The sequence below is a fragment of the Arthrobacter sp. Z4-13 genome (assembly GCF_054792705.1).
In genome coordinates this window covers 1,465,582-1,489,911 of record NZ_CP096459.1, presented here as the reverse complement: position 1 = coordinate 1,489,911, position 24,330 = coordinate 1,465,582, and the positions used below count along the sequence as shown (strand labels likewise).

Annotated in this window: 22 protein-coding genes; 3 read left to right on the top strand and 19 right to left on the bottom strand. The window is 64.8% G+C overall.

Annotated features, from left to right (window positions below):
- Positions 1-116: 116 nt before the first annotated feature.
- The 18 genes from M1E07_RS08630 to dinB form a co-directional block, all read right to left on the bottom strand.
- Positions 117-647: a cell division protein SepF gene (locus tag M1E07_RS08630; RefSeq protein ID WP_461189823.1), complete on the bottom strand. Its 531-nt coding sequence runs from the start codon at positions 645-647 to the stop codon at positions 117-119.
- A gap of 89 nt (positions 648-736) precedes the next feature.
- Positions 737-1,474, bottom strand: a complete 738-nt coding sequence (locus M1E07_RS08625; RefSeq protein ID WP_461189822.1) for a YggS family pyridoxal phosphate-dependent enzyme — start codon at positions 1,472-1,474, stop codon at positions 737-739.
- Positions 1,467-2,156 carry a polyphenol oxidase family protein gene (locus M1E07_RS08620; RefSeq protein WP_461189821.1) on the bottom strand — a complete coding sequence of 230 codons (690 nt, stop codon included), beginning with the start codon at positions 2,154-2,156 and terminating at the stop codon, positions 1,467-1,469. The genes M1E07_RS08625 and M1E07_RS08620 overlap by 8 nt, the downstream gene beginning before the upstream one ends.
- A 9-nt stretch (positions 2,157-2,165) precedes the next feature.
- Positions 2,166-3,401, bottom strand: a complete 1,236-nt coding sequence (gene ftsZ, locus M1E07_RS08615; RefSeq protein WP_461189820.1) for a cell division protein FtsZ — start codon at positions 3,399-3,401, stop codon at positions 2,166-2,168.
- A 184-nt stretch (positions 3,402-3,585) separates the two neighbouring features.
- Entirely contained in the window at positions 3,586-4,557 is a 972-nt protein-coding gene (locus M1E07_RS08610) for a cell division protein FtsQ/DivIB (protein WP_461189819.1), read from the bottom strand.
- Entirely contained in the window at positions 4,550-5,926 is a 1,377-nt protein-coding gene (murC, locus tag M1E07_RS08605) for a UDP-N-acetylmuramate--L-alanine ligase (RefSeq protein ID WP_461189818.1), read from the bottom strand. The genes M1E07_RS08610 and murC overlap by 8 nt, the downstream gene beginning before the upstream one ends.
- Positions 5,923-7,023 (bottom strand): undecaprenyldiphospho-muramoylpentapeptide beta-N-acetylglucosaminyltransferase, encoded by a 1,101-nt coding sequence (murG, locus tag M1E07_RS08600; RefSeq protein ID WP_461189817.1) that lies wholly within the window; start codon positions 7,021-7,023, stop codon positions 5,923-5,925. Before murG ends, murC begins: the two co-directional genes overlap by 4 nt.
- Positions 7,024-7,029: 6 nt before the next feature.
- Positions 7,030-8,388, bottom strand: a complete 1,359-nt coding sequence (gene ftsW, locus M1E07_RS08595; protein WP_461189816.1) for a putative lipid II flippase FtsW — start codon at positions 8,386-8,388, stop codon at positions 7,030-7,032.
- A 2-nt stretch (positions 8,389-8,390) separates the two neighbouring features.
- Positions 8,391-9,968, bottom strand: a complete 1,578-nt coding sequence (gene murD, locus M1E07_RS08590) for a UDP-N-acetylmuramoyl-L-alanine--D-glutamate ligase (RefSeq protein ID WP_461189815.1) — start codon at positions 9,966-9,968, stop codon at positions 8,391-8,393.
- Entirely contained in the window at positions 9,950-11,059 is a 1,110-nt protein-coding gene (mraY, locus tag M1E07_RS08585; RefSeq protein ID WP_461189814.1) for a phospho-N-acetylmuramoyl-pentapeptide-transferase, read from the bottom strand. Before mraY ends, murD begins: the two co-directional genes overlap by 19 nt.
- On the bottom strand, positions 11,056-12,522 hold the full coding sequence (locus tag M1E07_RS08580; RefSeq protein ID WP_461189813.1) for a UDP-N-acetylmuramoyl-tripeptide--D-alanyl-D-alanine ligase: 1,467 nt from the start codon (positions 12,520-12,522) through the stop codon (positions 11,056-11,058). Before M1E07_RS08580 ends, mraY begins: the two co-directional genes overlap by 4 nt.
- A 6-nt stretch (positions 12,523-12,528) precedes the next feature.
- Positions 12,529-14,163, bottom strand: coding sequence for a UDP-N-acetylmuramoyl-L-alanyl-D-glutamate--2,6-diaminopimelate ligase (locus M1E07_RS08575; protein ID WP_461189812.1), 1,635 nt, complete (start codon positions 14,161-14,163; stop codon positions 12,529-12,531).
- Between the two features lie 84 nt (positions 14,164-14,247).
- Positions 14,248-16,050 (bottom strand): peptidoglycan D,D-transpeptidase FtsI family protein, encoded by a 1,803-nt coding sequence (locus M1E07_RS08570; RefSeq protein ID WP_461189811.1) that lies wholly within the window; start codon positions 16,048-16,050, stop codon positions 14,248-14,250.
- A gap of 48 nt (positions 16,051-16,098) precedes the next feature.
- Entirely contained in the window at positions 16,099-16,788 is a 690-nt protein-coding gene (locus M1E07_RS08565; RefSeq protein WP_461189810.1) for a hypothetical protein, read from the bottom strand.
- A complete protein-coding gene (rsmH, locus tag M1E07_RS08560) occupies positions 16,788-17,777 on the bottom strand; it encodes a 16S rRNA (cytosine(1402)-N(4))-methyltransferase RsmH (protein WP_461189809.1) in 990 nt (329 codons plus the stop codon). Before rsmH ends, M1E07_RS08565 begins: the two co-directional genes overlap by 1 nt.
- Positions 17,778-17,942: 165 nt before the next feature.
- On the bottom strand, positions 17,943-18,371 hold the full coding sequence (mraZ, locus tag M1E07_RS08555) for a division/cell wall cluster transcriptional repressor MraZ (protein WP_018763545.1): 429 nt from the start codon (positions 18,369-18,371) through the stop codon (positions 17,943-17,945).
- Positions 18,372-18,742: 371 nt separating this feature from the next.
- The gene (locus M1E07_RS08550; RefSeq protein ID WP_461189808.1) at positions 18,743-19,117 is read right to left on the bottom strand and encodes a DUF3040 domain-containing protein; all 375 of its coding nucleotides are present in this window, start codon (positions 19,115-19,117) and stop codon (positions 18,743-18,745) included.
- Positions 19,118-19,392: 275 nt separating this feature from the next.
- A complete protein-coding gene (gene dinB, locus M1E07_RS08545; protein ID WP_461190359.1) occupies positions 19,393-20,550 on the bottom strand; it encodes a DNA polymerase IV in 1,158 nt (385 codons plus the stop codon).
- 140 nt (positions 20,551-20,690) lie between these two features.
- Here dinB and M1E07_RS08540 point away from each other — a divergent pair, with 140 nt between their 5' ends.
- Both M1E07_RS08540 and M1E07_RS08535 read left to right on the top strand, forming a co-directional pair.
- Positions 20,691-21,218 carry a hypothetical protein gene (locus tag M1E07_RS08540; RefSeq protein WP_461189807.1) on the top strand — a complete coding sequence of 176 codons (528 nt, stop codon included), beginning with the start codon at positions 20,691-20,693 and terminating at the stop codon, positions 21,216-21,218.
- Positions 21,215-22,309, top strand: coding sequence for a polyprenyl synthetase family protein (locus M1E07_RS08535; protein ID WP_461189806.1), 1,095 nt, complete (start codon positions 21,215-21,217; stop codon positions 22,307-22,309). The genes M1E07_RS08540 and M1E07_RS08535 overlap by 4 nt, the downstream gene beginning before the upstream one ends.
- Positions 22,310-22,330: 21 nt before the next feature.
- On the opposite strand, the gene M1E07_RS08530 is transcribed toward M1E07_RS08535, so the two are convergent.
- On the bottom strand, positions 22,331-22,684 hold the full coding sequence (locus M1E07_RS08530; protein ID WP_461189805.1) for an Rv2175c family DNA-binding protein: 354 nt from the start codon (positions 22,682-22,684) through the stop codon (positions 22,331-22,333).
- A 245-nt stretch (positions 22,685-22,929) separates the two neighbouring features.
- On the opposite strand from M1E07_RS08530, the gene M1E07_RS08525 reads away from it, so the two are divergent.
- Positions 22,930-24,288, top strand: coding sequence for a lytic transglycosylase (locus tag M1E07_RS08525; RefSeq protein WP_461189804.1), 1,359 nt, complete (start codon positions 22,930-22,932; stop codon positions 24,286-24,288).
- Positions 24,289-24,330: the final 42 nt, after the last annotated feature.

Here is a 24,330-nt window from a genome sequence, read left to right as displayed (position 1 = left end):
ATTCATATCTCCATGTCCATAGTGGTTGCCGCAATGTCCGGCCAATGCTTCTCGTCTATTTCAGCACAGATGCCAGGCAGGTGTGTCCCTGCCTGGCATCTCGTCAGGTTATTTGGTCAGCTTTGGTTGAAGAAGCTGGCTTGGGTCTCGCTGGCTTTTTTGTCGTCACCGATGACTTCAACGTACGACGGCGAGAGCAGGAACACCTTGTTGGTGACCCGCTCGATGCTCCCCCGGAGCCCAAAGACCAGGCCGGCGGAGAAGTCCACCAGGCGCTTGGCATCGGCCTCGCCCATGTCCGTCACGTTCATGATGACCGGGATTCCATCGCGGAAGCTTTCGCCGATGAGCTTGGCGTCGTTGTAGGAGCGTGGATGGATGGTGGTGATCTGGCGGAGACCGCTGGTCTCCTCGCGGCTCGACGCCGCGCGCTTGATGGGGGTCACTGGGGCGCGGTATTCCTCTTCGGGGGTGTAGGACGTTTCGCGGCTGACCTCGCGGACGGGTGCAGGTGCACGGCGCTCCTCGCGGTCAGCTTCCATCGTTTCGTCCTCATCCTTACGTGCGGTCTGTTGCTCGGACTCGTAGTGTTCATCGCCGTCGGCGAGCCCAAGATAGATCATTGTCTTGCGCAGAGCGCCGGCCATGGTCGACTCCTAATCGTGTCCGTAAGCGGGCCGCCCAATGACTTGACAGCACTGGAGTCCCCCGCCCATCACTTCCAATAGCACCGACGCTACCCCACAGGGGGACGCGATCCGAGAATATCGGAACCGATTCTCAGGTGTGTCGCTCCGAACAGGATGGCCGCTTCCAGGTCCTGGCTCATGCCTGCCGAAATGCCGGTGGCTGCGGGATGCACCGCCACCAGCCCGGCGGACACGGCGGCAAGTTTTTCGAAGGCAGGCTCCGGCGGGGCTCCCAAGGGGGCCACCGCCATCACCCCTGCAAGCGTCAGGCTTCCGGCTGTTGCTATCCGCTCGGCCAGCATCTCCACGTCGCTGGGGGCGGCACCGCCGCGGTGCGTACCGGCGTCGTCCTCCAGGCTGACCTGGATGAAGCACTCCAGCGGCGCGCGTCCGCTGGTATCCTGCTGAGCCTGTGCCGCCTTGGCCAAGGCGTCGACGAGCTGCGGCCGGTCAACGGAGTGCACAGCGGCTGCGTACCGGAGCACGGACTTGGCCTTTTTGGTCTGCAGCTGGCCCACGAAGTGCCAGTCAAGTCCGCACTCCGCAAGTTGTTCCGCTTTGGCTGCCGCTTCCTGGTCACGGTTCTCGCCGACGTCCGTCACGCCCAGGGCCGCGAGCCGTTTGATGTCCTCCGCCGGATGGAACTTGGTGACCACGATCAAGGTGGGCAGGTTGCCTTCCCGGCCTGCCGCAGCTGCCGCGGCAGAAATGCGGCGGCGGACGATATCGAGCCGGCCTTTCAGCTCTTCAGAGCGCGGGTCCCCGGCTGTTCCGGCGTCAGTCATGGAACCACACCACTCCTGCGAAGCGCCCGGTGTTTTTGTCCCGCCGGTACGAGAAGAGCGATGCCGTCTCGAGGGTGCAGGGTCCGCTGTACTCCACGTGAATGTCCAGGTGCTCCAGCTGGCTCCGCGCCCCGGCGGGCAGATCCAGCCCTGGGGTGCCCCATGAGGTGGTACTCCGCGCCGCAGGCACAGCGGCAGCCACCTCGGCCCGCATTTTGGCAGGGACCTCGTAGCAATTTCCGCAGATGGACGGACCAAGCCAGGCACGTATACCGGAGGCACCGAGGGATTTCATGCTCCCCACGGCGGCGGGAATGACTCCGCCGGCAAGGCCGGGCCGGCCTGCGTGGACAGCAGCGAGGACCGGTCCTTCCGCAGACTCCCCTGCCAGCAGCACTGGAATGCAGTCAGCAACCATCACTGCCAGCGGAAGACCACGGGAAACCATGGCGTCCGCCTCGGGCGCCGCACTTCCCTGATCCATGACCGCCACGGTGGTGCCGTGGACCTGGTTCATGAACCTCAGGCCATGGGGAGCGACGCCGATGGTCCGTTCCAGGTCTCCGCGGCGCCGGGCCACGTCCGCGGGATCGTCACCCACGTGCAGCGCCAGGTTTCCGGCGGCAGCGTCAGTGAAGGCAACCGATACTCCGGGCCCGATTTCGGCGCGCCAATGGAACAAACCCGGCGCCTACTTCAGGAAGTCGGGGACATCCAGGTCATCCGAGTGGCTGCCGGACAGGTCCGGCTCCACCACGGAGGGCAGGTCGACGTCGAAGCCTGAGTCAGCGGGGACCGCGGAGGGACGCTGCTGGCCCCAGTTGCTGAGTCCGGCTGCGCCGACTCCTGCGTGGACCGGCTGGACATTCATGGAGTGGTTGCCCGAGGAAGGAGCCTGGGTGGGTGCCGGGGCAACAGGCGCGGCCGGCCGCTGAGGAGCGACCTGCGGCTGGGACTGGTCCATGGACGGCGAGGTGGCTTTGACGTCGTCGAACCCGGCAGCGATGACCGTCACGCGGGCTTCGTCGCCAAGGGCGTCGTCAATGACGGCGCCGAAGATGATGTTTGCTTCCGGGTGCGCCACTTCCTGGACCAGGCGTGCGGCTTCGTTGATTTCGAACAGGCCGAGGTCCGAACCGCCCTGGATGGACAGGAGCACGCCGTGCGCACCGTCAATGGACGCTTCCAGCAGCGGCGAGGCGATGGCGAGCTCTGCGGCCTTGACGGCGCGGTCTTCGCCCCGGGCGGAACCGATGCCCATCAGGGCGGAACCGGCGCCCTGCATCACGGACTTGACGTCAGCGAAGTCAAGGTTGATCAGGCCCGGCGTGGTGATGAGGTCAGTGATGCCCTGGACACCGGAAAGCAGCACCTGGTCAGCGGAGCGGAAGGCGTCCAAGACTGAGACGTTGCGGTCGCTGATGGAGAGGAGGCGGTCGTTGGGGATAACGATCAGGGTGTCCACTTCGTCGCGGAGGGCGTCAATGCCGGCCTCGGCGGAACCTGCACGGCGGCGGCCTTCGAACGTGAACGGGCGGGTGACCACGCCGATGGTCAGGGCACCGAGGGAGCGGGCAATGCGTGCGACGACGGGAGCGCCGCCAGTGCCGGTGCCGCCGCCTTCGCCGGCAGTAACGAAGACCATGTCGGCGCCGCGGAGCACTTCTTCGATCTCGTCTGCGTGGTCCTCTGCAGCCTGCTTGCCCACCTCAGGGTTCGCGCCTGCCCCAAGGCCGCGGGTCAACTCGCGTCCCACGTCGAGCTTGACGTCGGCGTCGCTCATCAGCAGGGCCTGGGCGTCGGTGTTGATGGCGATGAATTCAACACCTCGGAGGCCGACCTCGATCATGCGGTTGACTGCGTTCACGCCACCGCCGCCGATGCCGACGACTTTGATGACGGCCAAGTAATTCTGCGGAGCTGCCACGTTACGTGTCCCTTGTTCGTGTCTTTTTGCTAAATCTGATGAAGAGCTTAGTGCCTGAAACCCTAACCTTCGAGTTGAAGGTTATAGTTATGTCAAGTAACTCATGTCTGTGACGGTATTTCCTCTGGTACGCACATTCAATAACCGGCTCCGCGTGTCGGATTAATACCGTAAAGAAAGCGTGTCAGCGGGTTACCGGATGCCGGGGCACGCTCACGTCGTACACCTTAACCGGGTTTTTGGGATCCGCCGGTACCTTCAGGAGGGCGGCCAGTACTTTGGCCTTGAGTTCCTTCTCCCCCGCATTGCCCCAGATGATGGACTGGCCGTCGACGAGCTTGAGTTCCACCGCGTCCACTGACTGGGCGGACGCGTTGGACAGCTTGGCGAGCACGTCTGCCGGCAGGGCACCCAGCACCTCGGCGGTGGCGCGGAAAAGCTCCTTGCCGATGGTACCGGCGCCGCCGTCAATCACCGGCAGCGAGACCGACGCCGGATCTGCGGTAGCGGCCAGCTGAATGCCCTCCACATCCACCAGCTGGTACTGCTCCCCCTGTTTGACCAGCGCCACCGGCACGCGTTCGCGCACCGCGACAGCAAGGCCCGACGGGGGACGTGCCTCGGCCGAGACGGACTTGACCTGGACCAAGGGCTCGAGGAGGCGGCCTACCTCCTCGTCCGTGATCTGTGGCAGGGGCTTGCCGTGCAGGGGTTCAAGCGCGGTCTGCACCTGCGCAGGCGTCAGCAGGCGCGTTCCGGAAACCGAGATCGTGTCCACGGCAAGGACTGGGGAGAAGATCGCCGCGGCCAGCAGCCCGGCCACAACGGCAACGAGCGTGGCGGCCACGACCAGTACGTTCCGCTTCCGCCGTTTGCCCTTGGGCTCGGGAAAGGCCAGGACATTCCCGGCCGTGCCCTCTGAAGCCGCGGAGGATCCCGCGGGCTTGTCCTGGCTTCGGCCCGAGGACCTGGTTTTCTTCGCCACCTGGGGTGGCTGCGGCGACTGATCGGCCACCGGCCGCGAGGCCGAAATGACGTCGGACCCGCTGTCCGCGTCCCGGCCCGCATTACCGGAGCGCGGCGTCCGGCCGGCCGGGTTCCCGGCGGCAGGGCGCCTGCCGGTGGACGCGTACGTGGGGCGGCGGGAACTAGGCATGCAGGGCCTCTACGATCTGCGGCCCGTAAGCCGTCACATCACCCGCGCCGGCAGTGAGGACGATGTCGCCGTCGCCGGCTGCGGCAGCGAGGGCGGCCACGGCATCCGCGGCCCGGACCAGCCGCCCTCCGTCGTCGAGGTGGTTGGCGATGAGCTGGCTCGTGACCCCGGGAATCGGGTCTTCTCGGGCAGGGTAGATGTCCAGCACCCAGGCAGTATCGGCAAGGTTCAGTGCCTCCGCGAACTCGAGGGCGAATTCCCGGGTCCGTGAAAACAGGTGCGGCTGGAAGAGCACATGCACCTTGTGGTCGCCGGCCACCGAGCGGGCTGCGGCAAGTGCTGCCCGGACTTCGGTGGGATGGTGGGCGTAGTCGTCGAAGACCCGCACGCCCCGCGCCTGGCCCTTCAGCTCGAAGCGTCGTGCAGCGCCCGAAAACTGTGCCAGGGCACCCGCAGCCGCGGCCGGCTCGACTCCCAGCTCAAGGGCCACGGCAAAGGCGGCCGCCGCGTTCAGGGCATTGTGCCGGCCGGGCACCTGCAGATCGAGCGGGAAGCGGCCGGACTGCGTGGACACCGCCACGTCTCCGGGGCCGCCATGGTGCAGCACGAGGTCTGCCTCAACGCCCGTCCCGTAAAGGACCACGCGGGTGTTGCCACGTGCCCGCGCACGCTCTGCGAGGGCCAGCGCCCCGGGATCGTCGGCGCAGGCGATCAGCACGCCGTCGGCCGGCAGCAGGGCAGTGAACCGGTCGAAGGATTCGTACACTGCCGCGGCAGTGCCGTAGTAGTCCAGGTGGTCGGGTTCCACATTGGTGACCACGGCGATTGTGGGCCGGTAATTAAGGAAGGACCCGTCGGATTCATCTGCCTCCGCCACAAAGATCGGGGACGTCCCGGACGCGGCATTGACGCCGAGCGCGGGCACGTTGGCGCCGATGGCAAAGGAGGGGTCCAGGCCCGCGCCCTGCAACAGGACTGCGACCATGGAAGTAGTCGTGGATTTGCCGTGGGTCCCGGCCACGGTTACCACCACGTCCTCCCCCATGGTGGCCGCGAGTGCTTCCGATCGGTGCAGCACCGGCAGGCCTGCGTCCCTGGCTGCCATCACCTCGGGGTTGTCCGCCCTGATCGCCGAACCCGCCACTACTGTCTGGGCGTCGGCAAGGTTGGCGGCATCGTATCCGACGGCGATGCGCGCCCCGGCGGCAGAAAGGTCCGCCATCACGGGGAGGTCCTTGGCATCTGATCCGCTGACCTGTACACCGCGGGCCACCATGATCCGGGCGACGGCGGACATGCCCACGCCGCCGACGCCGACGAAATGGACCTTGCCCAGGGAAGCGAGGCTGGGGATGGTGCCGGAGGTCATGCGGATACCGCTTCCAGGACTAGGCCGGCCATGCGCTGGTCGGCGTTACGGATACCAAGGCGGTAGGAATTGGCGGCCATGGTGGCGAGGCGGGGCTGGTCGGTGACGAGGGGTACCAGTTCGTTGCCCACCCACTCAGGGGTGAAATCACGGTCGGCAACAAGGACTGCGCCGCCGGCGGCCACGAGTCCTGCCGCGTTGAGCGCCTGTTCACCATTACCGATGGGCAGCGGCACCAGGACGGCCGGCGCTCCGACGGCAGCAATCTCGCAGACGGTTGCGGCGCCGGAGCGGGCCAGCAGCACATCGGCAGCGGCGTAAGCCAGCTCCATGCCATCGATGTACTCCACCTGGCGGTAGCCCTCGGCAACCAGCGGCCTGCCGGCGTCGTCAAGGACGGACTTGCCGCGGCCGGTGATGTGCAAAGTCTGGATGCCGGCACCGGCCAACTGCGCCAGGGCAGCAGTGATGGTGCGGTTGATGCTTTGCGCGCCCGATGATCCGCCGGTGACGATCAGCGTGGGCTTCGTGGCATCCAAGCCAAGCGCCTCCCGCGCGGCGGTTCGCGCAGCGGCCCGGTCCAGGCCCGAGATTTCGGTGCGCATGGGCATGCCCACGTGCACCGCGCCCTTCAGCGGGGTGGTGTCGAACGCAACGGCCAGGCGCTTGGTGAAAAGTGCGCCCACCCGGTTTGCCAGCCCGGGACGGATGTTGGCCTCATGGATCACGATGGGGATGTTCCGTTTGCGTGCGGCAAGGTACATGGGTGTGCAGACGTAGCCGCCGACGCCCACCAGGACGTCGGCGCCTGCCTTATCCAGGACGGCGCCTGCCTGCCGCACGGCACCGCCGAGCCGGCCGGGGAGGCGAAGGAGATCCCCGGAGGGTTTCCGCGGAAAGGGCACGCGGTCGATGGTGGCCAGGTCAACGCCGGCGGCTGGCACCAAGCGTGTTTCCATTCCTGCGCGCGTTCCGACGGCGAGGATGGCGGCGTCGGGAGCAGCCGTGCGGACGGCAGCTGCGATAGCCAGGAGAGGGCTGATGTGGCCGGCAGTTCCGCCGCCCGCCAGGACAATGGAGGGATTGTGGGACGTCATGTGGGCTTAGGCACGCTTTCTTGCAGTCTTTTTCTTGGGTGCGGCTGCCTTGGCCGGCTTGGCCTTGAACTTCAGCATCCGCTTGGGCCGGATGGCCGGGGCCATCTGCTCCCGGGCCAGCGAGAGCACCACACCGATGGCGCACAGCGACATCAGCAGGGCGGACCCGCCGTAGGAAATGAACGGCAGCGGCACACCGATAACGGGCATCAGGCCCGTCACCACGGACATGTTCACGGTCGCCTGGCCGAGCAGCCACACCATGATGGTGCCGGCCAGGACACGGTGGAACATGCCCTCCTGTGCTACCACCACGCGGTAAATGGCCGCGCCAAGGATTGCGAAAAGGATGAGCACGACGACGGTGCCCACCAGTCCGAGCTCCTCGCCGATGATGGCGAAGATGAAGTCGTTGTGGGCTTCTGGGATCCAGCTGTACTTCTGCCGGCTTTGCCCCAGGCCCACGCCGAACCAGCCGCCGGAGGCCAGGCCGTAGAGGCCGTTGGTGGCCTGGTAGTTGGCATCGATGCCGTCGGCGCAGGACTGCCCGGTCCACCAGGACGTGATGCGGCACATGCGGTTGGAGCTGGTAACGGCCATAACACCGGCCAGGGCAGCTCCGAACAGTCCGGCGATGCCGAAGAGATAGAGCGGTGCCCCGGCAAAGAAAAGTGCGGCCGCCGTAATCATCATGATGATCATGGCCGTGCCGAGGTCGTTTCCAACCAGGACCAGGCCAACGATGATTCCGGCCAGCGGGACAGCAGGGATCGCCACATGCTGCCAGCGGCTGAGGAGCTTTCCCTTCATGGCCAGGACCGTGGCCATCCAGAGCGCGAGGGCGAGTTTCGACGCCTCCGACGGCTGGAAGGTAATGCCCCCGAGGTCGATCCAGTTCTTGTTGCCGTTAACCTCGTCACCCACCACCTGAACGAGGATCAGGAGGACCACTGCCGCCCCGATCGCCGGCCAGGCGAGCCGTTTGAGCCAGATAACGTTGATCCGGGACAGCACGAACATGGTGAAGATGCCGATGGCGGCAAACATGCCCTGCTTCAGTGCGTCGCCATACGGCGACTTTCCGGCGGCAATGGATTCCACGCTGGAGGCTGAGAGCACCATCATGATGCCGATGGCGGTCAGTGCCAGCGTTGATCCCAGGATGAGGTAGTACGTGGATCCGTTCCGGGAGGTGCCGGTGCCTTCCAGGGCGGCCCAGAACCTGCGGTACATGGTCCGGAGCCTGGCGGCGGCCGTCGCGGGACGCGGACCGGCTGTTACCGGGGAGCCGGTGCGTGGCTGGGCGCCCTGCTGTTTAACCGGCTGCTGCCTAACTGGCTGCGGTCGCGTTGGCGTACTGACCATTGTTACTCCTCGCCGGTCTGGGCCTGCCCTTCCACCAGCTCGCGGACAGCTTCGATAAAAGTGTCGCCACGGTGAGCATAGGAAGAGAACTGATCCATGGAAGCAGCTGCCGGAGCCATCAGCACAGTGTCACCGGATGCGGCGAGCTGCGCTGCTGACGCTACGGCCCTGGCCATCACCGTTTCGCCAGGTACGGCAGTAACGGATGGGACGGCGCCAGCCGATGCGGCGGTCTGCACCACTTCAGTTTCACCCGCCGCCGGGATGATCACCGGGACATCCGGCGCGTGTCGCTGGAGGGCCTCGGTGAGGGCCGAAGTATCGCTGCCGATCAGCACCACGGCCTTGAGCCGCCGGACGTGTTCCCGGACCAGCTCGTCATAGGTGACTCCCTTGGAGAGTCCACCGGCGATCCAGATGACGTTGCTGAAGGTCGCCAGTGAGGCGGCCGCTGCATGGGGATTGGTGGCTTTGGAGTCGTTGACCCACAGGACACCGTTGTAGCGGGCTACCGGCTGGATGCGGTGATCCCCCGGGACGTAGTCCTGAATGCCCTGCCGGACGGCTCTTGCATCCACCCCGTAGGCGCGCACGAGTCCTGCCGCGGCCAGTGCGTTGGCCACCATATGGCGTGGGGCGAAGGCGCCCAGGTCGGTCATGGAAGCAAGTTCCGCAGCACTGTCCTTGCGTTCGGCAATGAACGCCCGGTCCACCAGCAGTCCCTCCACCACGCCGAGCATGCTGATGGCCGGGGTGACGGTGGTGAAACCGACGGCACGGCAGCCCTCCACAACGTCGGCATCTTCCACCATCCGCTCGGTTTCAATCTGCTCGGCGTTGTAGATGCAGGCCTTTTGCGTCTGTTCGTAAACCTTGGCCTTGTCCGCGAGGTAGGAATCGTAGGAGCCGTGCCAGTCCACGTGGTCTTCTGCAACGTTCAGGCAGACACTGGCGACGGGCGAGAGCGACTGGGCCCAATGGAGCTGGAAGCTTGAGAGCTCGACGGCGAAGACGTCGTACTCCACAGGATCACGGAGGGCATCCAGGATGGGCCTGCCCACGTTGCCGACTGCGATGGCCTTCAGCCCGGCGGCCCGAAGCATGGATTCGGTGAGGCCAACAGTGGTGGTCTTTCCGTTGGTTCCCGTGATGGCGAGCCAGTCCGCCGTCTTGCGGCCTTCCCGCACGCGTACCCGCCAGGCGAGTTCGACGTCGCCCCACACTGGGATATGCGCCCTTGCGGCGGCTGCCAGGAGGGCCTGGTCGGGGCGCCACCCGGGTGAGGTCACGATGAGTTCGGGCAGTTCGCCGTCGATCCGGGGAATGCGGTGTACTGCGTCCTCGCCGAGCAGGACATCGGCCGCGCCCACGATCTTGAGGGTTTCTGCGTGTGCCCTGGCCGTCCCGCTCGTGGCCGCGTCCACCACCACCACCCGGGCACCGAGTTCGATGAGCGTGTCGGCCGCAGCGAATCCGGAGACGCCGATGCCGGTAACGGCTACGCGCAGTCCGGACCAGTCGGAGTCCCAGCTGGTGAGGTTCTCGAGTCGGGAGGAAACGGTCACAGCAGCACCACCCATTCAGCGTAGAAAATGCCAAGCCCCGCGGCAACAAAGAGCCCGCACAGGATCCAGAACCGCACCACCACTGTCACTTCCGCCCAGCCCTTCAGCTCGAAGTGGTGCTGCAGCGGGGCCATCTTGAAGACGCGCTTACCGCCGGTGGCTTTGAAGTAACCCACCTGGATGATGACGGACAGGGTGATCAGGACGAACAGTCCGCCGATGATGCCCAGCAGCAGTTCGGTCCGGGACAGGATGGCGAAGCCTGCGATGGCGCCGCCAATAGCCAGTGAACCGGTGTCCCCCATAAAGATCTTTGCGGGCGAGGTGTTCCACCACAGGAAGCCCACCAGCGCGGCGCTCATGATGGCTGCGAGCAGCGCAAGGTCGAGGGGATCGCGGACGGAATAGCATCCGCTGCCAGCCTGGCGCGGCGAGCCGCAGGCCTGGTTGCTCTGCCAGATCCCCATCAGGGTATAGGCGCCGAAGACCATCACCGATGCGCCCGCAGCGAGCCCGTCGAGGCCGTCGGTCAGGTTTACGCCGTTGGTTGCGGCGGTGACAATGAGGTTGGACCAGACCACGAACAGGATGGCCCCAAGGACGGTTCCACCGAAGGCAAGGTCCAGCCAGGGCAGGTCACGGACCAGCGAAATCTTTGTGGAGGCGGGCGTGGCACCGTCACCGTTGGGAAAGTTCAGGGCGAGCACCGCGAAGATGATGCCTACGGCTGCCTGCAGGATCAGTTTTGCTTTCGCGTCGAGGCCGAGGCTGCGCTGCCGGGAAATCTTAATGAAGTCGTCAAGGAATCCCACCAGCCCCATCCCCACCATGAGGAACAGCAGGATGAGGGCCGAAGCGGAGGGTCCCGAAGAACCGGGATTCACCATCAGCATGATCAGGTGGGTGAGGCCGTAACTCAGCAGTACCGCCGCCACCACCACTGTCCCGCCCATGGTGGGCGTGCCTCGTTTGGTGTGGTGCGAGGTGGGACCGTCATCCCTGATGAACTGGCCGTAGCCGCGGCGGACCAGTAGCCGGATAAAGAGCGGAGTTCCCACGAGGGCGAACAGGAGTGCCAGTCCGGCGCCGATCAAAAGTGCAATCACAGCAGAGTGCTCCTTTCATCGGCGGGTTGCGGGGTTTGTCGGGGTAATGCTATCCGATCGCCCAGGTGGCGAAGCCCCACGCTGTTTGAGGATTTGAACAGCACCAGGTCGCCTGGCTGGAGCTCGGCGTCCAACACTTCGTAGGCCTCTTCCACGTTCTCCGCGAAAAGGCACTCGTCGCCCCAGGACCCCTCCTGCACCGCTGACACGTACAGGGCCCGGGCTTCCCGGCCTACTACCAGGAGTCGGGAGATGTTGAGCCGGACCACCTGTGTACCGACGGCGGTATGTTCGCGAATGGACTCCTCGCCCAGTTCGAGCATTGCTCCCAGGACTGCCCAGGTGCGCCTGCCCCGTCCAAGGTCCGCGAGCGTCCGCAGGGCGGCGCGCATGGATTCGGGGTTGGCGTTGTAGGCGTCATTGATGATGGTGACGCCGTCCGCCCGCTCGGTGCGCTCCATGCGCCACCTGCTGGCGGCAGTTTGAATACTGAGGGAGGATGCTATGTCCTTTCCGGGAACGCCTGCAGCCCACGCCGCGGCGGCAGCGGCGAGCAGGTTCCCCACGTGGTGCGCGCCGATCAGGCGGCTGCTCACGTGCAGGCCCGTTTCGCCGTCCGGCAGCTGGAGATCGAATTCGGGGTGACCCGCAGCATTGGTGTCGGCGCCAAGTGCCTGCACGGCAGCGTCCCCGCGGCCTTCCGCGGAAAACCCGAGCACTGATGCCGCGGTGCGTGCACGCATGGCAGCTACCCGCTCGTCGTCGAGGTTGACCACTGCAGTGCCTGCCGGGGCAAGGGCCTCAACAAGCTCCCCTTTGGCCCGGGCGATGTTATCCACTCCCCCGAACTCCCCGGCGTGGGCGGTTCCGACGGCGAGCACCACGCCGATGTCGGGTTTGACCAGCTCCGCGAGGTACCGGATGTGCCCTATTCCGGTGGCACCCATCTCGATCACCAGGTAGCGCGTTTCTGTTCCGGCGCGGAAGACGGTGAGCGGAACACCGATTTCGCCGTTGTAGGACCCTTGCGGCGCCACGGTGTTTCCCTGTGTGGCCAGGATGCCGGCGAGCAGGTCTTTGGTGGTGGTCTTTCCGGCCGAGCCGGTGATTCCCACTACCGTGAGTTCGCTGCCTTCCCGGGCACGTTCGGCACGGATCCTGCGCACGGCTTCGGCGGCCAGTGCGCCCATGGCAAGGACTGCGTCCGGAACCAGAACCGAGGGGTAGGGAGTTCCGTCCGGCGCGGACACCGGACGCTCCACCAAGGCCAGGGTGGCGCCCGCTGCGAACGCAGCTGCCACGTAGTCGTGGCCGTCCGCGTGCTCACCAGGTTTTGCGACGTAGAGCGAACCGGGTGTGGATTCGCGTGAGTCGGTGACCACCGAAAGGGGCGTGATGCCGGGATCGGCGTCCAGGCGCCCGTTAGTGATGTCGGCGATCTCCGCCGCAGTAAATGCAATCATCTCGGTCTAGGACTCTATCCGGTCGTCTTGGAGAACGTTGAATCCCCTGGCTGTCAAGGCGCTGCGCAGTTCCACCCTGTCGTCCAGGGCAAGGTTGACGCCTTTGACCTCCTGCCACACTTCATGGCCCCGGCCCGCCACGAGGATGGTGTCCTCCGGGCGGGCCAGCTCCACGGCACGCCGGATCGCCTCGGCGCGCGGGAAAACTTCCAAGACTTCACACTCCAGGGAGTCCTCTTCCTTCGCTTCCCGGGCTCCGGCCAGGACGTCGGCGCGGATGGCAGCGGGGTCCTCATCGTGGGGGTCGTCATCGCTGATAATGGCGGTATCGGCGAGCCGGGCTGCGATGGCTCCCATTGCCGGGCGCTTTCCCTGGTCGCGCTGGCCTGTGGCGCCAAACACGACAATGAGGCGGGACCCCGGTTGCGGCGACCGTACCGCCTCGAGGGCGCGGGCCAACGCATCGGTGTTGTGGGCAAAATCCACGATCGCGGCCGGCTGATCGGAAACCAGCTGCATGCGTCCGGGCACCGCTACGGTGAAGGGGTCGTGCTCGTCCAGTGCTGCCTGCAGCGTGACGGCGTCCACGCCTGCCGTCAGGACCATCACTGCCGCCAGCGCCGCGTTGGCAACGTTAAAGCTGCCGGGAAGTCCGGTGTGCGCGGTGAGCCGGACGCCGTCAGGGCCGCTGAGCAGGAATTCCGTACCGAGCCCGCGCGCGGCAGTCCCCGTTACTGTCCAATCGGCAGCGGTTCCGGCGGACGTGGCGAGGGTGGTGACCGGCACCTCAGTGGCGCCGGCAAGACGGCGGCCCCACTCGTCGTCGACCGTCACCACCGCCGCACGGGCGCGGCCTGGCGTAAAAAGCTCCGCCTTGGTGGCGAAGTAGTCGTCCATGGTGAGGTGCAGGTCCAGGTGGTCCTGGGTCAGGTTGGTGAAGCCTGCAACATCGAAGAGAACTCCGTCAACCCGCTGGAACGAGATTGCGTGGGAGGAGACCTCCATGGCGGCCGCCGCCAGTCCCCTTTCCCGCATGAGTGCCAGCAGCGCATGCACGTCCGTGGATTCGGGGGTGGTGAGCAGGCTCGGGATGGGGTCCCCGCCGGCATTGATCTCAATGGTGCCGATCAGCCCGGTCTTCCGGCCCAGGGCACGCAGCAGCGAGTTGATGAAATAGGTAGTGGTGGTTTTTCCATTGGTGCCCGTCACGCCAAACAGCTGCGGCTGGCCGCCCCCCGGCTGGCTTTGATAGATCAAAGCTGACAATGGCCCCACCACATTGCGGGGTGAATCCACAATGATCACAGGTACCGGAACATCGGTGGACAGCGCCAGCAGCCTGGCTCCGGCCTCGTCCGTGAGGACGGCGACGGCTCCCGCTTCGATGGCCTGCGGAACGAAATCCGCACCATGACGGGCGGCGCCCGGAAGGGCGACGTAAAGGTCCCCCGGCTCCACGGCACGCGAATTCAACGAAATTCCGGTGACTTCCACCTCGGCCGCTGGACCGGGCACCGCTACGTCAATGGCATCGCCGATGCTTGCCAGCCGGACCGCTGCAACAGTTAACGGGCGGAAGCGGCCCTGGCCGGCAGGTCCTTCCGGAACGGCGCGGCTATCGGACGGATTAAGGTCAGACAAGGAATCTCCGATGGTGCTAGTGGATCGAGCCCGGCATGGATGAACCGGTGGTGCTGCTGGTGCGATCGGCCTGTTGCCGGGGTGCTACTTGGCGAACTGGGGCAGCCTGGCCGGTTCGCCGGTGGATGGCTGGACGTTGTAGGTCCGCAGTGCCTGGCTCATGACCGACCGGAACACCGGACCGTTGGTAATCCCATAAATACTGCCCTTGGGCCGCTGGAGTACCACCTCCACAATAAACCGCGGATCATCCATCGGTGCCATTCCCACCATGGAAGCGGTGTAGCCGCAGAACCCGGACTTGCCGTCGTCACAGGGTGATTCGGAGGTGCCCGTCTTCGCTCCCACGCGGTAGCCATCAATGGCCGCGTCCTTGATTTGGCCTTCGGTGACAGCGCTTTCCAGAAGGTCCTGGACCTGCTGCGCCGTGTCCTCAGACACTGTTTGCCGCGACGGCGCGGCGGGCACCTTTTCCTCGGTTCCGTCAGGGGAAATGTAGGCATCGATGAGCCTGGGCTGAAGCATCACGCCGTTGTTGGCGATGGACTGGAAGGCCCGGACGGTCTGGAGGGTGGACTGGGACACGCCCTGCCCGAACAGCACCGTGTACTCCTGGCGCCCGTCCCACTGCTGCCAGGGCGTGAGAATGCCGGAGGCCGTGGCCGGCAGCCCGATGTCCGGCGCCTCACCAATGCCGAATCTCTTGAGCCAGTCGTACCGCTGCTCCTTGCTGAGGCGCTGGCCGGCCATGACGGTGCCGGTGTTCATGGAATAGCCCAGGATGCCCGCCAGGGTGCGCTCCTCGGTTCCATGGGCAAAGGAGTCGCTGAAGGTTTGTCCGTCCACCGTGTAGGTAGGGCCAAGGGTGAACGAATCCAGCGGCTTGGCCTTGCCCTCCTCAATGAGGGCCGCCGCGGTCATCATCTTCTGAACGGAACCGGGCTCGTATGCCGCTGTGACGGCACGGACGCCGCGGTCCTTGGCGGCTACCCGGCCGGGGTCGTTGGGATCGGGGGAATTGGTGTCGGCCATGGCTACCAGGTCCCCGGTCTTGGCGTCCATCACAATGATGACGCCCCACTCGGCGTCGAGTTTGTCCGACTGGCTTTGGATGGCCTGCTGGGCAAAATACTGCAGGTCCGAGTTGAGGGTGAGCTTGACGTCTTTGCCGTCCTGCGGCGGCGTCAGCTCATCCACGCCCACGGGAATGCGCAGGCCGTCAGCGCCGATCTCAAACAGGCGTTCGCCGTCCGCGCCCTTCAGCAGTTCGTCCTGGGTCTGTTCTATACCGGCCTGGCCGGTAGCGCCGTCGGCCAGGAACCCGATGATTCCGCCGGCCACGGAACCATTGGGATAGACCCGCTTGCTGACGCCTTCCGTGACGATGCCGGGGATCTGGAGCTGGGAGATCCGGTCCTCGATATCCGGCTTTACGTCCTTGGCCACAATGTAATAGGGCTGCTCGCCGGTAACGGCGTCGCGGATAGCGTCCTTCTCCATGCCCAGGGCGGCGGCCAGCTCGGTGAGGCCCTGGTCCCGGCTGACGTCCACCAGCTTCTCTTTGCCGTCCACCGTATCCAGGCGCTTGAAGGTTTCGGTTTTGGTGTTCACCCGCTGGTCCACCACCACGTTGTAGCGGATCACGCTGTTGGCGAGCACCGTTCCACGGGAGTCAAGGATGCTGCCTCTCTCGGCAGGCAGGACCGTCCGCTTCATCCGGCTGTTGAGTGCCGCTTCGGCCATTCCCCCCACGTCCAGTCCCTGGACGAGGAAGAGTTTGCCGCCCACCACCAGCAGGAGGGCCAGCATCATGCCCAGGCCCAGGCGAAGGCGCTTTTTGGCGTTCGGGACCTTGCCGCTTCGTGCCTTGCCGGTCTTCTGCGCCACCGTGATAATCCTTGCTGCTCGACCCTGTTGCCTGTCAGACCTGCCGTGTTACTGTCCGGGGACCTTCTGCTCGGGTGCAGGTACTGATCCGCCATGAAGCTCCACGCGCGGGGCAGACGGAGCGGATGACGGCCGTGTCCGGGCGGGCGTTGCGTCAGGGGCCGGCTTGGTCTCAGCAGCGGCGGGAGCAGCTGCCGGGGCTTCCTCGACGGGCTTCCGGGCTTCCAGCGGATCCCGTTTGCTCGGCGGCGGAACCACTATGAGCTGGCCTCCAACAGCAGGCGCCGGAATAACGGCACCGGCGGCGCCGTCCTTCAGAGCCGGGGTTGCCTTGCCTGTAACGGAGAGGGTGGAAAGGTCAATCTGGCCCTTCACGGTGGAAGGCACCATCCCCAGCTCCGTCGCCTGCGCCGCGAGGTTTTGGGGTGCCTCAAAGTTCTGGACCTGCTGGGTGAGGTCCTGGTTCTGCTTCGTCAGCGTGCTCTGCTTGCCGCGGAGTTCCACCAACTGGTACTGCGCCGTGGATACCGAAATGTTCAGGACGAGAACGGCGATCAGAGCTACGGCAAGCATGGCGAAGCACAGCACCACAAAGGGGGCGCGGCGCTTGCGGGGAGCGGTCCGGACTACGGACAGCGGAGTGCGGCTCCGGCGCGGCCCGGCCGGCGAACCCGCAGGAAGCTGCTTGGCCGCCGAACCGGAAACGACGGGAAAGTTCTTGACGGCAGCGGTGCTCATTAAGCTCTCCTGGTTCGGATACGTTCCACAGCGCGGAGCCTTGCTGAGGCAGCGCGGGGGTTTTCGGCGATTTCGACGGCGGTTGGCACTTCGGTGCCTTTGGTCAGGGTCTTCAGTTCGGGTTTATGCTCTTCCAGCTCAACTGGAAACCCGAGTGGAGCGGAGGATTTGGAGCGGGCCTGGAAGACTCCCTTGACGATCTTGTCCTCCAGGGAGTGATAGGACATGACTACGATGCGTCCGCCCATTGCTGTAGCGTCAACGGCTGCGGGGACCGCGCGTTCCAGTACGTCGAGCTCCTCGTTCACTTCGATCCGCAGGGCCTGGAACGTCCTCTTGGCAGGGTGGCCCCCGGACTTGGCCGCTCCCGCCGGAACGACGGCGCGGATCTGATCCACGAGCTCGCCGGTGGTGGTGAAGGGTTTCGCGGCCCGGGAGGTGACGATCCTGTTCGCGATGCGTCCGGCGAACTTCTCTTCACCCCACTTTCGAATGATGCGGACGAGTTCGTCTTCGCTGTAGTTATTGACGACGTCGGCCGCAGTCTGCCCACGGCTGGTGTCCATCCGCATGTCCAGCGGTGCGTCGAATGAATAGGCAAAGCCCCGTTCACGCTCATCCAGCTGGAGCGAGGACACGCCCAGGTCCATGAGGATTCCGTGAACTTCGGGTACGCCCAGGTCAGCGATGACTTCTTCGATTTCGTCGTAGACGGCGTGGACCAGGTCCGTCCGCGCCACAAACGGCACCAGCCGCTCCCCTGCCAGGGCAAGAGCTTCCTCATCCCGGTCGATGCCGATCAGGTGGAGGTCCGGAAACCGCTGCAGCATGGCTTCGGAGTGGCCGCCCATGCCCAGCGTCGCATCGATGACTACCGGGGTTTCGCCGCGGTTCCTGGCGGCTTCAAATCCGGGGGCCAACAAATTGATGCACCGGTCCCGAAGGACCGGCACATGGCGTTCGGACGTCGGCTTCGGTTGTTCGTTCATGCCCGTCCTCTCTCGCCCTCGCGTCACCTGGTATGGTTCTTGGCCCAGATCCCCATCCGCGCCTATCGCCCTGCCCGCCTGGCTCCGGGGAAGTGAGCCAGGTTGGCCAGCCGATGGGCCGGCTGGAGATCTCAGCCAAGAAAACTGCCCGCTGCCCTGTTCCGGTCAGAGAATGCCCGGAATGGGATCATCGGTTTCAGAGAAGGCAGTCTCCTTCTCCGCGAGGTACTCATTCCAAGCCTGGGCATCCCAGATCTCAGCACGGGTTCCGGCGCCTATGACGGCCAGTTCCCTTCCGAGCCCTGCGTACTCCCGGAGCGCCGGCGGAATAGTCACGCGCCCCTGCTTGTCAGGTACCTCATCCGAGGCTCCAGAGAGAAAGACGCGGATGTAGTCCCGCGCCTGTTTTGAGGAGATTGGCGCCTCCCGCATTTGCTCGTGAACCCGGGCAAATTCCTTCTCGCTGAAGACGTAGATGCAACGTTCCTGACCCCTGGTAAGGACCAGTCCGCTGGCAAGTTCCTCCCGAAACTTCGCGGGGAGAATGATCCGCCCCTTTTCATCCAGACGTGGCGAATGCGTGCCAAGAAACACTGGCCCACCGCCTGTCCGATGTCAGGAACTGCACATCCCTTATGTTGCAACCACCCTCTTATGTCCTCCACATTACTCCACTTTCCACCACAGTCAACGCGGAAAGGGCGTGCAGCGGCTCAGTTTTTGGGAATACTGCCGCTAAAAGCCGCGGAAATGAGCCGGTGGTGGGAAGTGGAGGACATTTAACGGCCAGAGGCCTGCAGACGGGCAAAACGGTGCCGACCGGATTGAAGCGTTGCTGCTGTGGGTCCTGAAGGTTGCCTCAACGCAAAAAGACCCGCCGAAGCGGGTCTTCTTAGCGCGCTCCACCCATATTGGGGAGCGAAGTGGTGTGCCGGGGGCCTCCGTACCAGCGGACGCCGAAAAGGTTAGGGTTCGCCCCTGCGCCGCTCGTCCCAGCGTTCCTCCAGGCTGCTCATAAAGGAGCTTCGCTGTTTGCCGGCTTTGCCCGTGCCGGACTTGGCGCCCTTGGCTGCGGACGAACTGCTGCGCATCGTGGCGAAGTAGACGCCGCCGCCCATCACAATGAAGCCCAGGACACCAACAAAGATGTTTTGAAGGGTGACGCCCACCAGTAAAAGGAAGACGCCGGCCAGCGCACAAAGGACGCCGATCACGACGTGTCTCGTCGACCACGAGCGCCCGGGGTCCGACCCCATGGAATTCGCGAACTTTGGATCGTCCTCGTGAAGCTGCTTCTCCAGCTGCTCAAGCAGCTTCTGTTCGTGCTCCGACAGCGGCATCACGACCTCCTTTTGTAGGCCAACGTCCGGGCTGATCCCAGCCAGTACTCCTGCACGGATAACGTTCGGCGTGCCTTCGTGGTTCCCACCCCGCCGGCTATGGCGAAAAGCGGTAACCAGGCATGCCGTCGCCTGGGCGGAAGCATGTCCAAGAGAGCCCGGTAGTAAGTCCAGTCACTCAAAAACTTCGTATCTACAAGGATAGTTTGTTCAGTGCCGTTCTGAAAGACGGCAAAGACTTTCCCGGCACTCTCCGGGCCGCTTATCGGCCGGGCCTAACCGGACCCGCTGCCCGGCTCCAGGAGCCGGGCCGGAAGAACCCGCTTTCCGCCAAATTTGCGGGCCACCTGGTCCACAGCCTGCTCGGCGGCGCGCCAGTTGTCGTCCCTGCGGTCGATACTCAGCTGGAGCGAGGTCTGCGCGGCTTCTTCAAGCTGCTCGGCCCGCACTCCTACCAGCCTGACGGTCATGGGCCTGTCCACGGAGTCCAGGAGCTGAAGCGCCACCGCGTAAATGTGCTGCGCACTGTCCATGGGCGTCTGGACCGTCCGGCTGCGCGTGATGGTGGAGAAGTCCGCGAACCGCAGCTTCAAGGCGATGGTCCGGGCCACCAATCCTGAACTCCGCAGCCGCTCAGCAGTACGGTGCGAAAGCCGCAGCAGTTCCCGGTGGAGGAGGGCGTCGTCGGCGGTGTCCACAGCAAAGGTTTCTTCAGCCCCGATGCTCTTTTCGGGACGGACAGGCGTCACGGGACGCGGATCTATTCCCCACGCGAGCTGGTGGACGTGGACGCCGGTGGCGCCAAGCATCTTCCGCAGGGAGGAAACCGGCGTGGCTGCCAGGTCCGCGACAGTTTTGATACCCGTCCTCGCCAGGACGTCGGTGGTTTTCGCGCCCACACCCCACAGAGCCCCAACCGGCAGGCTGTGGAGGTAGGGGACGGTCTCGTCCGGCCCAATCAGGAGGAGTCCGTCCGGTTTGCAGCGGGTGGAGGCGATTTTTGCCACGAACTTTGTTTCAGCGATCCCCACAGAGGCGGTAATGCCCAGGTCTGCGGCTACCCTTTGCCGGATTAGCTCCCCGATGGCCCGCGGCGGGCCCAGCCGGCGTATCGCGCCACTGACGTCCAGGAAAGCTTCATCAACGCTCAGCGGCTCCACGAGTTCAGTGACGGATTCGAAGATTGCCATCAGCTGGGCGGAGACCTCGTAGTACACCTTGTGCCGCGGCTCGATGATCACTGCCTGGGGGCACATTCGCATCGCTACGGCCATTGGCATGGCCGACTTGACGCCGAACGCCCTGGCTTCGTAGGACGCCGACAGGACTACCGAGCGCTCCGCCGGATAGCCGACGATGACGGGCCTGCCCCTCAGCTCGGGCCGCGTGCGCAGTTCAACGGAGACGAAAAAAGCGTCCATGTCCACGTGCATAATGCACTTGCGCCTGCGGCCCCGGAGACCTGCTCCGGCCAGCTCGTTCGTCCCAACAGGTGCCACGGCTGCAATCATATCGCTTTGTACTGACTAAACTGGAGGCTGAATCCGGCATCTACACCAGGAGGAATGTCCCTGTGACGGTCATTGGAAACCTTAGGCCAGCAGCCCTGGCGGCTTTCGCTGCAGGGGCAGCGCTGGCCCTCGCCGCGTGCAGCCCAACGCCGTCAGGAACACCGGATCCCACTGCTTCGGCCTCTGCACCGGAAACTGTCCAGTCCACCATGACAGCCTCGGCCAGCCCCTCCGCCTCGCCCAACACCTCCGCAACGGTAGGTGCCGTCGTCCAAGGTTTCCCCCAGCAGCTCCTGCCGCTCATGCCGGGTGCGCGTGTGGTGTCCAGCAGCTTCGATAAGGCGTCAAAGCCGGCCACCGTCGCCTTGGTTGCCACCATCACTTCGCCCACTGCGGCCGTTTTGGACTTCTACACCAAGGAACTTGAGGCGCGCGGGTTCAAGGCAGTCCCGGGTGAAGCCGTGGGGGCGGTGGCTTCAAAGGACTTCGTTCGGGGAGGCAATGAGACGGTTAATCTCTCCGCGGTGGAAGCGGCCGGAGTTGTCACCTTTACCATCGGCGCCAACGTGGCAGCTGAGTCAGCCAAGTGACGGCAGCTGAGCAGCTAAGGAATGAACAGGCCGCCTTCGTGGCGGCGGTAGCCGGTGAACTGACTGACTTTCTCACGTCCCGGCAGTCCATCATGTCCGCCATCTCCCCGGACATCGAACCCATCATGGGTTCCATCTCCAATTTGGTGACTGGCGGAAAGCGCCTTCGGGCCCTGATGTGCTACTGGGGGTGGCGGGGCGCCGGCGGTGATCCGTCCGCCCAGCAGGTAGTGACGGCCGGAGCGGCGCTGGAGTTGTTCCAGGCCGCCGCGCTGATCCATGACGACATTATTGACCGCTCGGACACCAGGCGGGGCGGACCCAGCGTCCACCGCCGCTTCAGCCAGCTCCATGGGACCCGCGGCTGGGCACTGGACAGCGAACGGTTCGGACAGGCCGCTGCAATCCTCACCGGGGACCTATGCCTCTCATTCAGTGAAGAAGCGTTTACGGATATCGGCGACCGGGCTGCTGCGGGCAGCAGGGCCCGGCTGATCTTCAACCTCATGCGGGCAGAGGTGATGGCCGGCCAGTACTTGGACATCCTGGAGGAAGTGGCCGGACCGGTACGGGACCGCGCGGGCGCCGTCAGCAGGGCGCAGTCGATCATCAGGTTCAAGTCGGCCAAGTATTCAACGGAGCACCCGCTGGCGCTGGGAGGAGCACTCGCCGGCGCTTCGAACGAATTACTCCGCGGCTACTCGGCATTTGCTTTGCCCCTTGGCGAGGCCTTCCAGCTTCGTGACGACGTGCTGGGCGTCTTCGGTGATCCGCTCACCACTGGCAAGCCTGCCGGGGACGACCTGCGCGAAGGCAAGCGGACGGTGCTGGTGGCGCTTGCCCTGGACCAGGCGTCGGAAGCCGAATCCGCCTTCATCGATGCCCGGCTGGGCAGCCCCGACCTCGCCGACGAGGACATTCTTGAGATCCGGCGGATTATCGAAGAGTCGGGGGCCTTGCAGGCCACCGAAGTCCTCATCAACGAATTCGGGGCGGCAGCATTCGATGCCCTCGAGTCGCTTCCCTTGGACGAAATGCCGAAAACCGCCCTGCGGAGGCTGGCTGAAGCAACCGTCAGCCGCGCCTCCTGATTCTGCGCCTTAGGGCGACAGCTACCAGGCCAGGGTCTGCGCCCTGCGCCTGATTTCTGTCTTGCGGCCCTCCCGCAAGGCGTCAATGGGACGTCCGCGCAGCGATTCGTCAGGCGTGAAAAGCCAGATAATGAGGTCCTCGTCAGAGTAGCCCGCGTCTGCGAGCACAACAATGGTGCCTTTAAGGCTGTCCACCACCTGGCCGTCCTGGATGAATTCGGCCGGGACCGAACGGATATTCCGCTCTCCCACCCGCAAAGCCGCCAGGGCATGCTCGTCAAGCAGGCTATGGACTTTAGTGATGGAAACATCCAACAATTGGGCGACGTCGGGCAAGGGCAACCATTCGCCCACCAGGTTTTCTACAGTACTCACGGATCAAGGTTGCCATGGTGCATACCGTCGCGCCTAGTCGATAAATTGCCAACGGCGCTTTTGAGCTGCGGACACTCCACAAATTCCTGCTTGCGGGAAATGCCGGAATTCTTGTGCTACACGCGATTTCGTGAGAGATTCACATAGATCACTTTCGTAACAGCAATAACACGAGTAACAGTAGTATCGAAGTAGTACCAGCGGCATCCCCGCCCGCGCCCGCAGTTGAGAAGAGGATTCTTTCTATGACGATGTCCCGCTCGCCCAAGCAGCCCCCCAAGCCGAGTCTGCCCATGATCGCTGCCACTACGGCAGCGTTGCCAGCGGTTGTGTTGTCATCCTTGGCCCTCGCCCAGCCAGCAGCTGCAGAGCAGCCCGCCCGTGCCATTCCAGCCACCCTGGCGGCGGCCATGAAAGCACAGGCGGCACAGGCGACGGCGGCCGTCATCCCGGCGTCGTCCGTCTCCACCACCATTCCCGCAGCCTTCAAGCCGGCCCGGCCGTCAGCACCCGCCCAGTACACGATTGCCCGGGGCGACACCATCAGCGCAGTTGCGGGCAGGTTCGGGCTGAGCACCGCCCAGGTCTTGAAGCTCAACAATCTGCAGGCGAACACCATCATTTACCCGGGGCAGAAAATTAAGCTTTCGGGTTCCGCCGCCGCGCCCGTGAGGCCCGCTCCGGCGCCTGCTCCCGCAGTCCGCTCCTCCGCCGGCGGCGGTGCCACCTACACCGTGAAGCCAGGCGACACGCTTGGGGCCATTGCCGCAAAGCACAAGGTGAGCCTGGCGGACGTCTTTTCCTGGAACAACCTCAACGGGCGTTCCATCATCTACCCCGGTCAGAAAGTGAAAGTTGGCGGCGGCAAAGCCACTCCCGCCCCGGCTGCCCCCGCTCCGGCCTTGGCGAACTCCTCGGCTACTGCCCCGGCATCCGGCTCGTACACCGTCAAGGCTGGTGACACTCTTTCGGCCATTGCCTCGCGCCATGGGGTGAAGTTGTCGGAGCTCCTTTCCGCCAACCGAATGAACCTGCGCACGGTGATCTACCCGGGCAACAAGCTGGCCATCCCTGGTGCCGGCCAGCGGACCCCGCAGCCGGCGGCCTCTGTCACGCCACTGGTGCCCAGTTCCTTCCTTGGCTTTCGCTACCCAGCCGCAGTGGTGAGCTCGGCGAACAAAAACAAGGCACTCCTAAACGCTTCGCCGGTCCCGTCCCGCCAGCAGATGCGCGCCATAGTGGCGGATACGGCCCGTGCGATGGGCGTGGAGCCTTCGCTCGCACTCGCCTTCGCGCACCAGGAGTCCGGCTTCGACCAGCGTGCGGTATCCCCTGCAAATGCCATCGGAACCATGCAGGTCATCCCCAGCTCAGGCGAGTGGGCATCGGACCTGGTGGGACGGAAGCTGAACCTCCTGGATCCGTACGACAATGCAACGGCCGGGGTGGCGATCATTCGCCAGCTCCTCGCCACCAGCAAGGACCGGGATTCAGCCATTGCCGGTTACTACCAGGGCCAGTATTCGGTGAGCAAGTACGGCATGTACGACGACACCAAGACCTACGTTGCAGCCATCAAGGCACACCAGAAGAACTTCCGCTAGCACCGGCCCCCGCTTCCGCAACGCGGCCAAAGTCGGCACGGG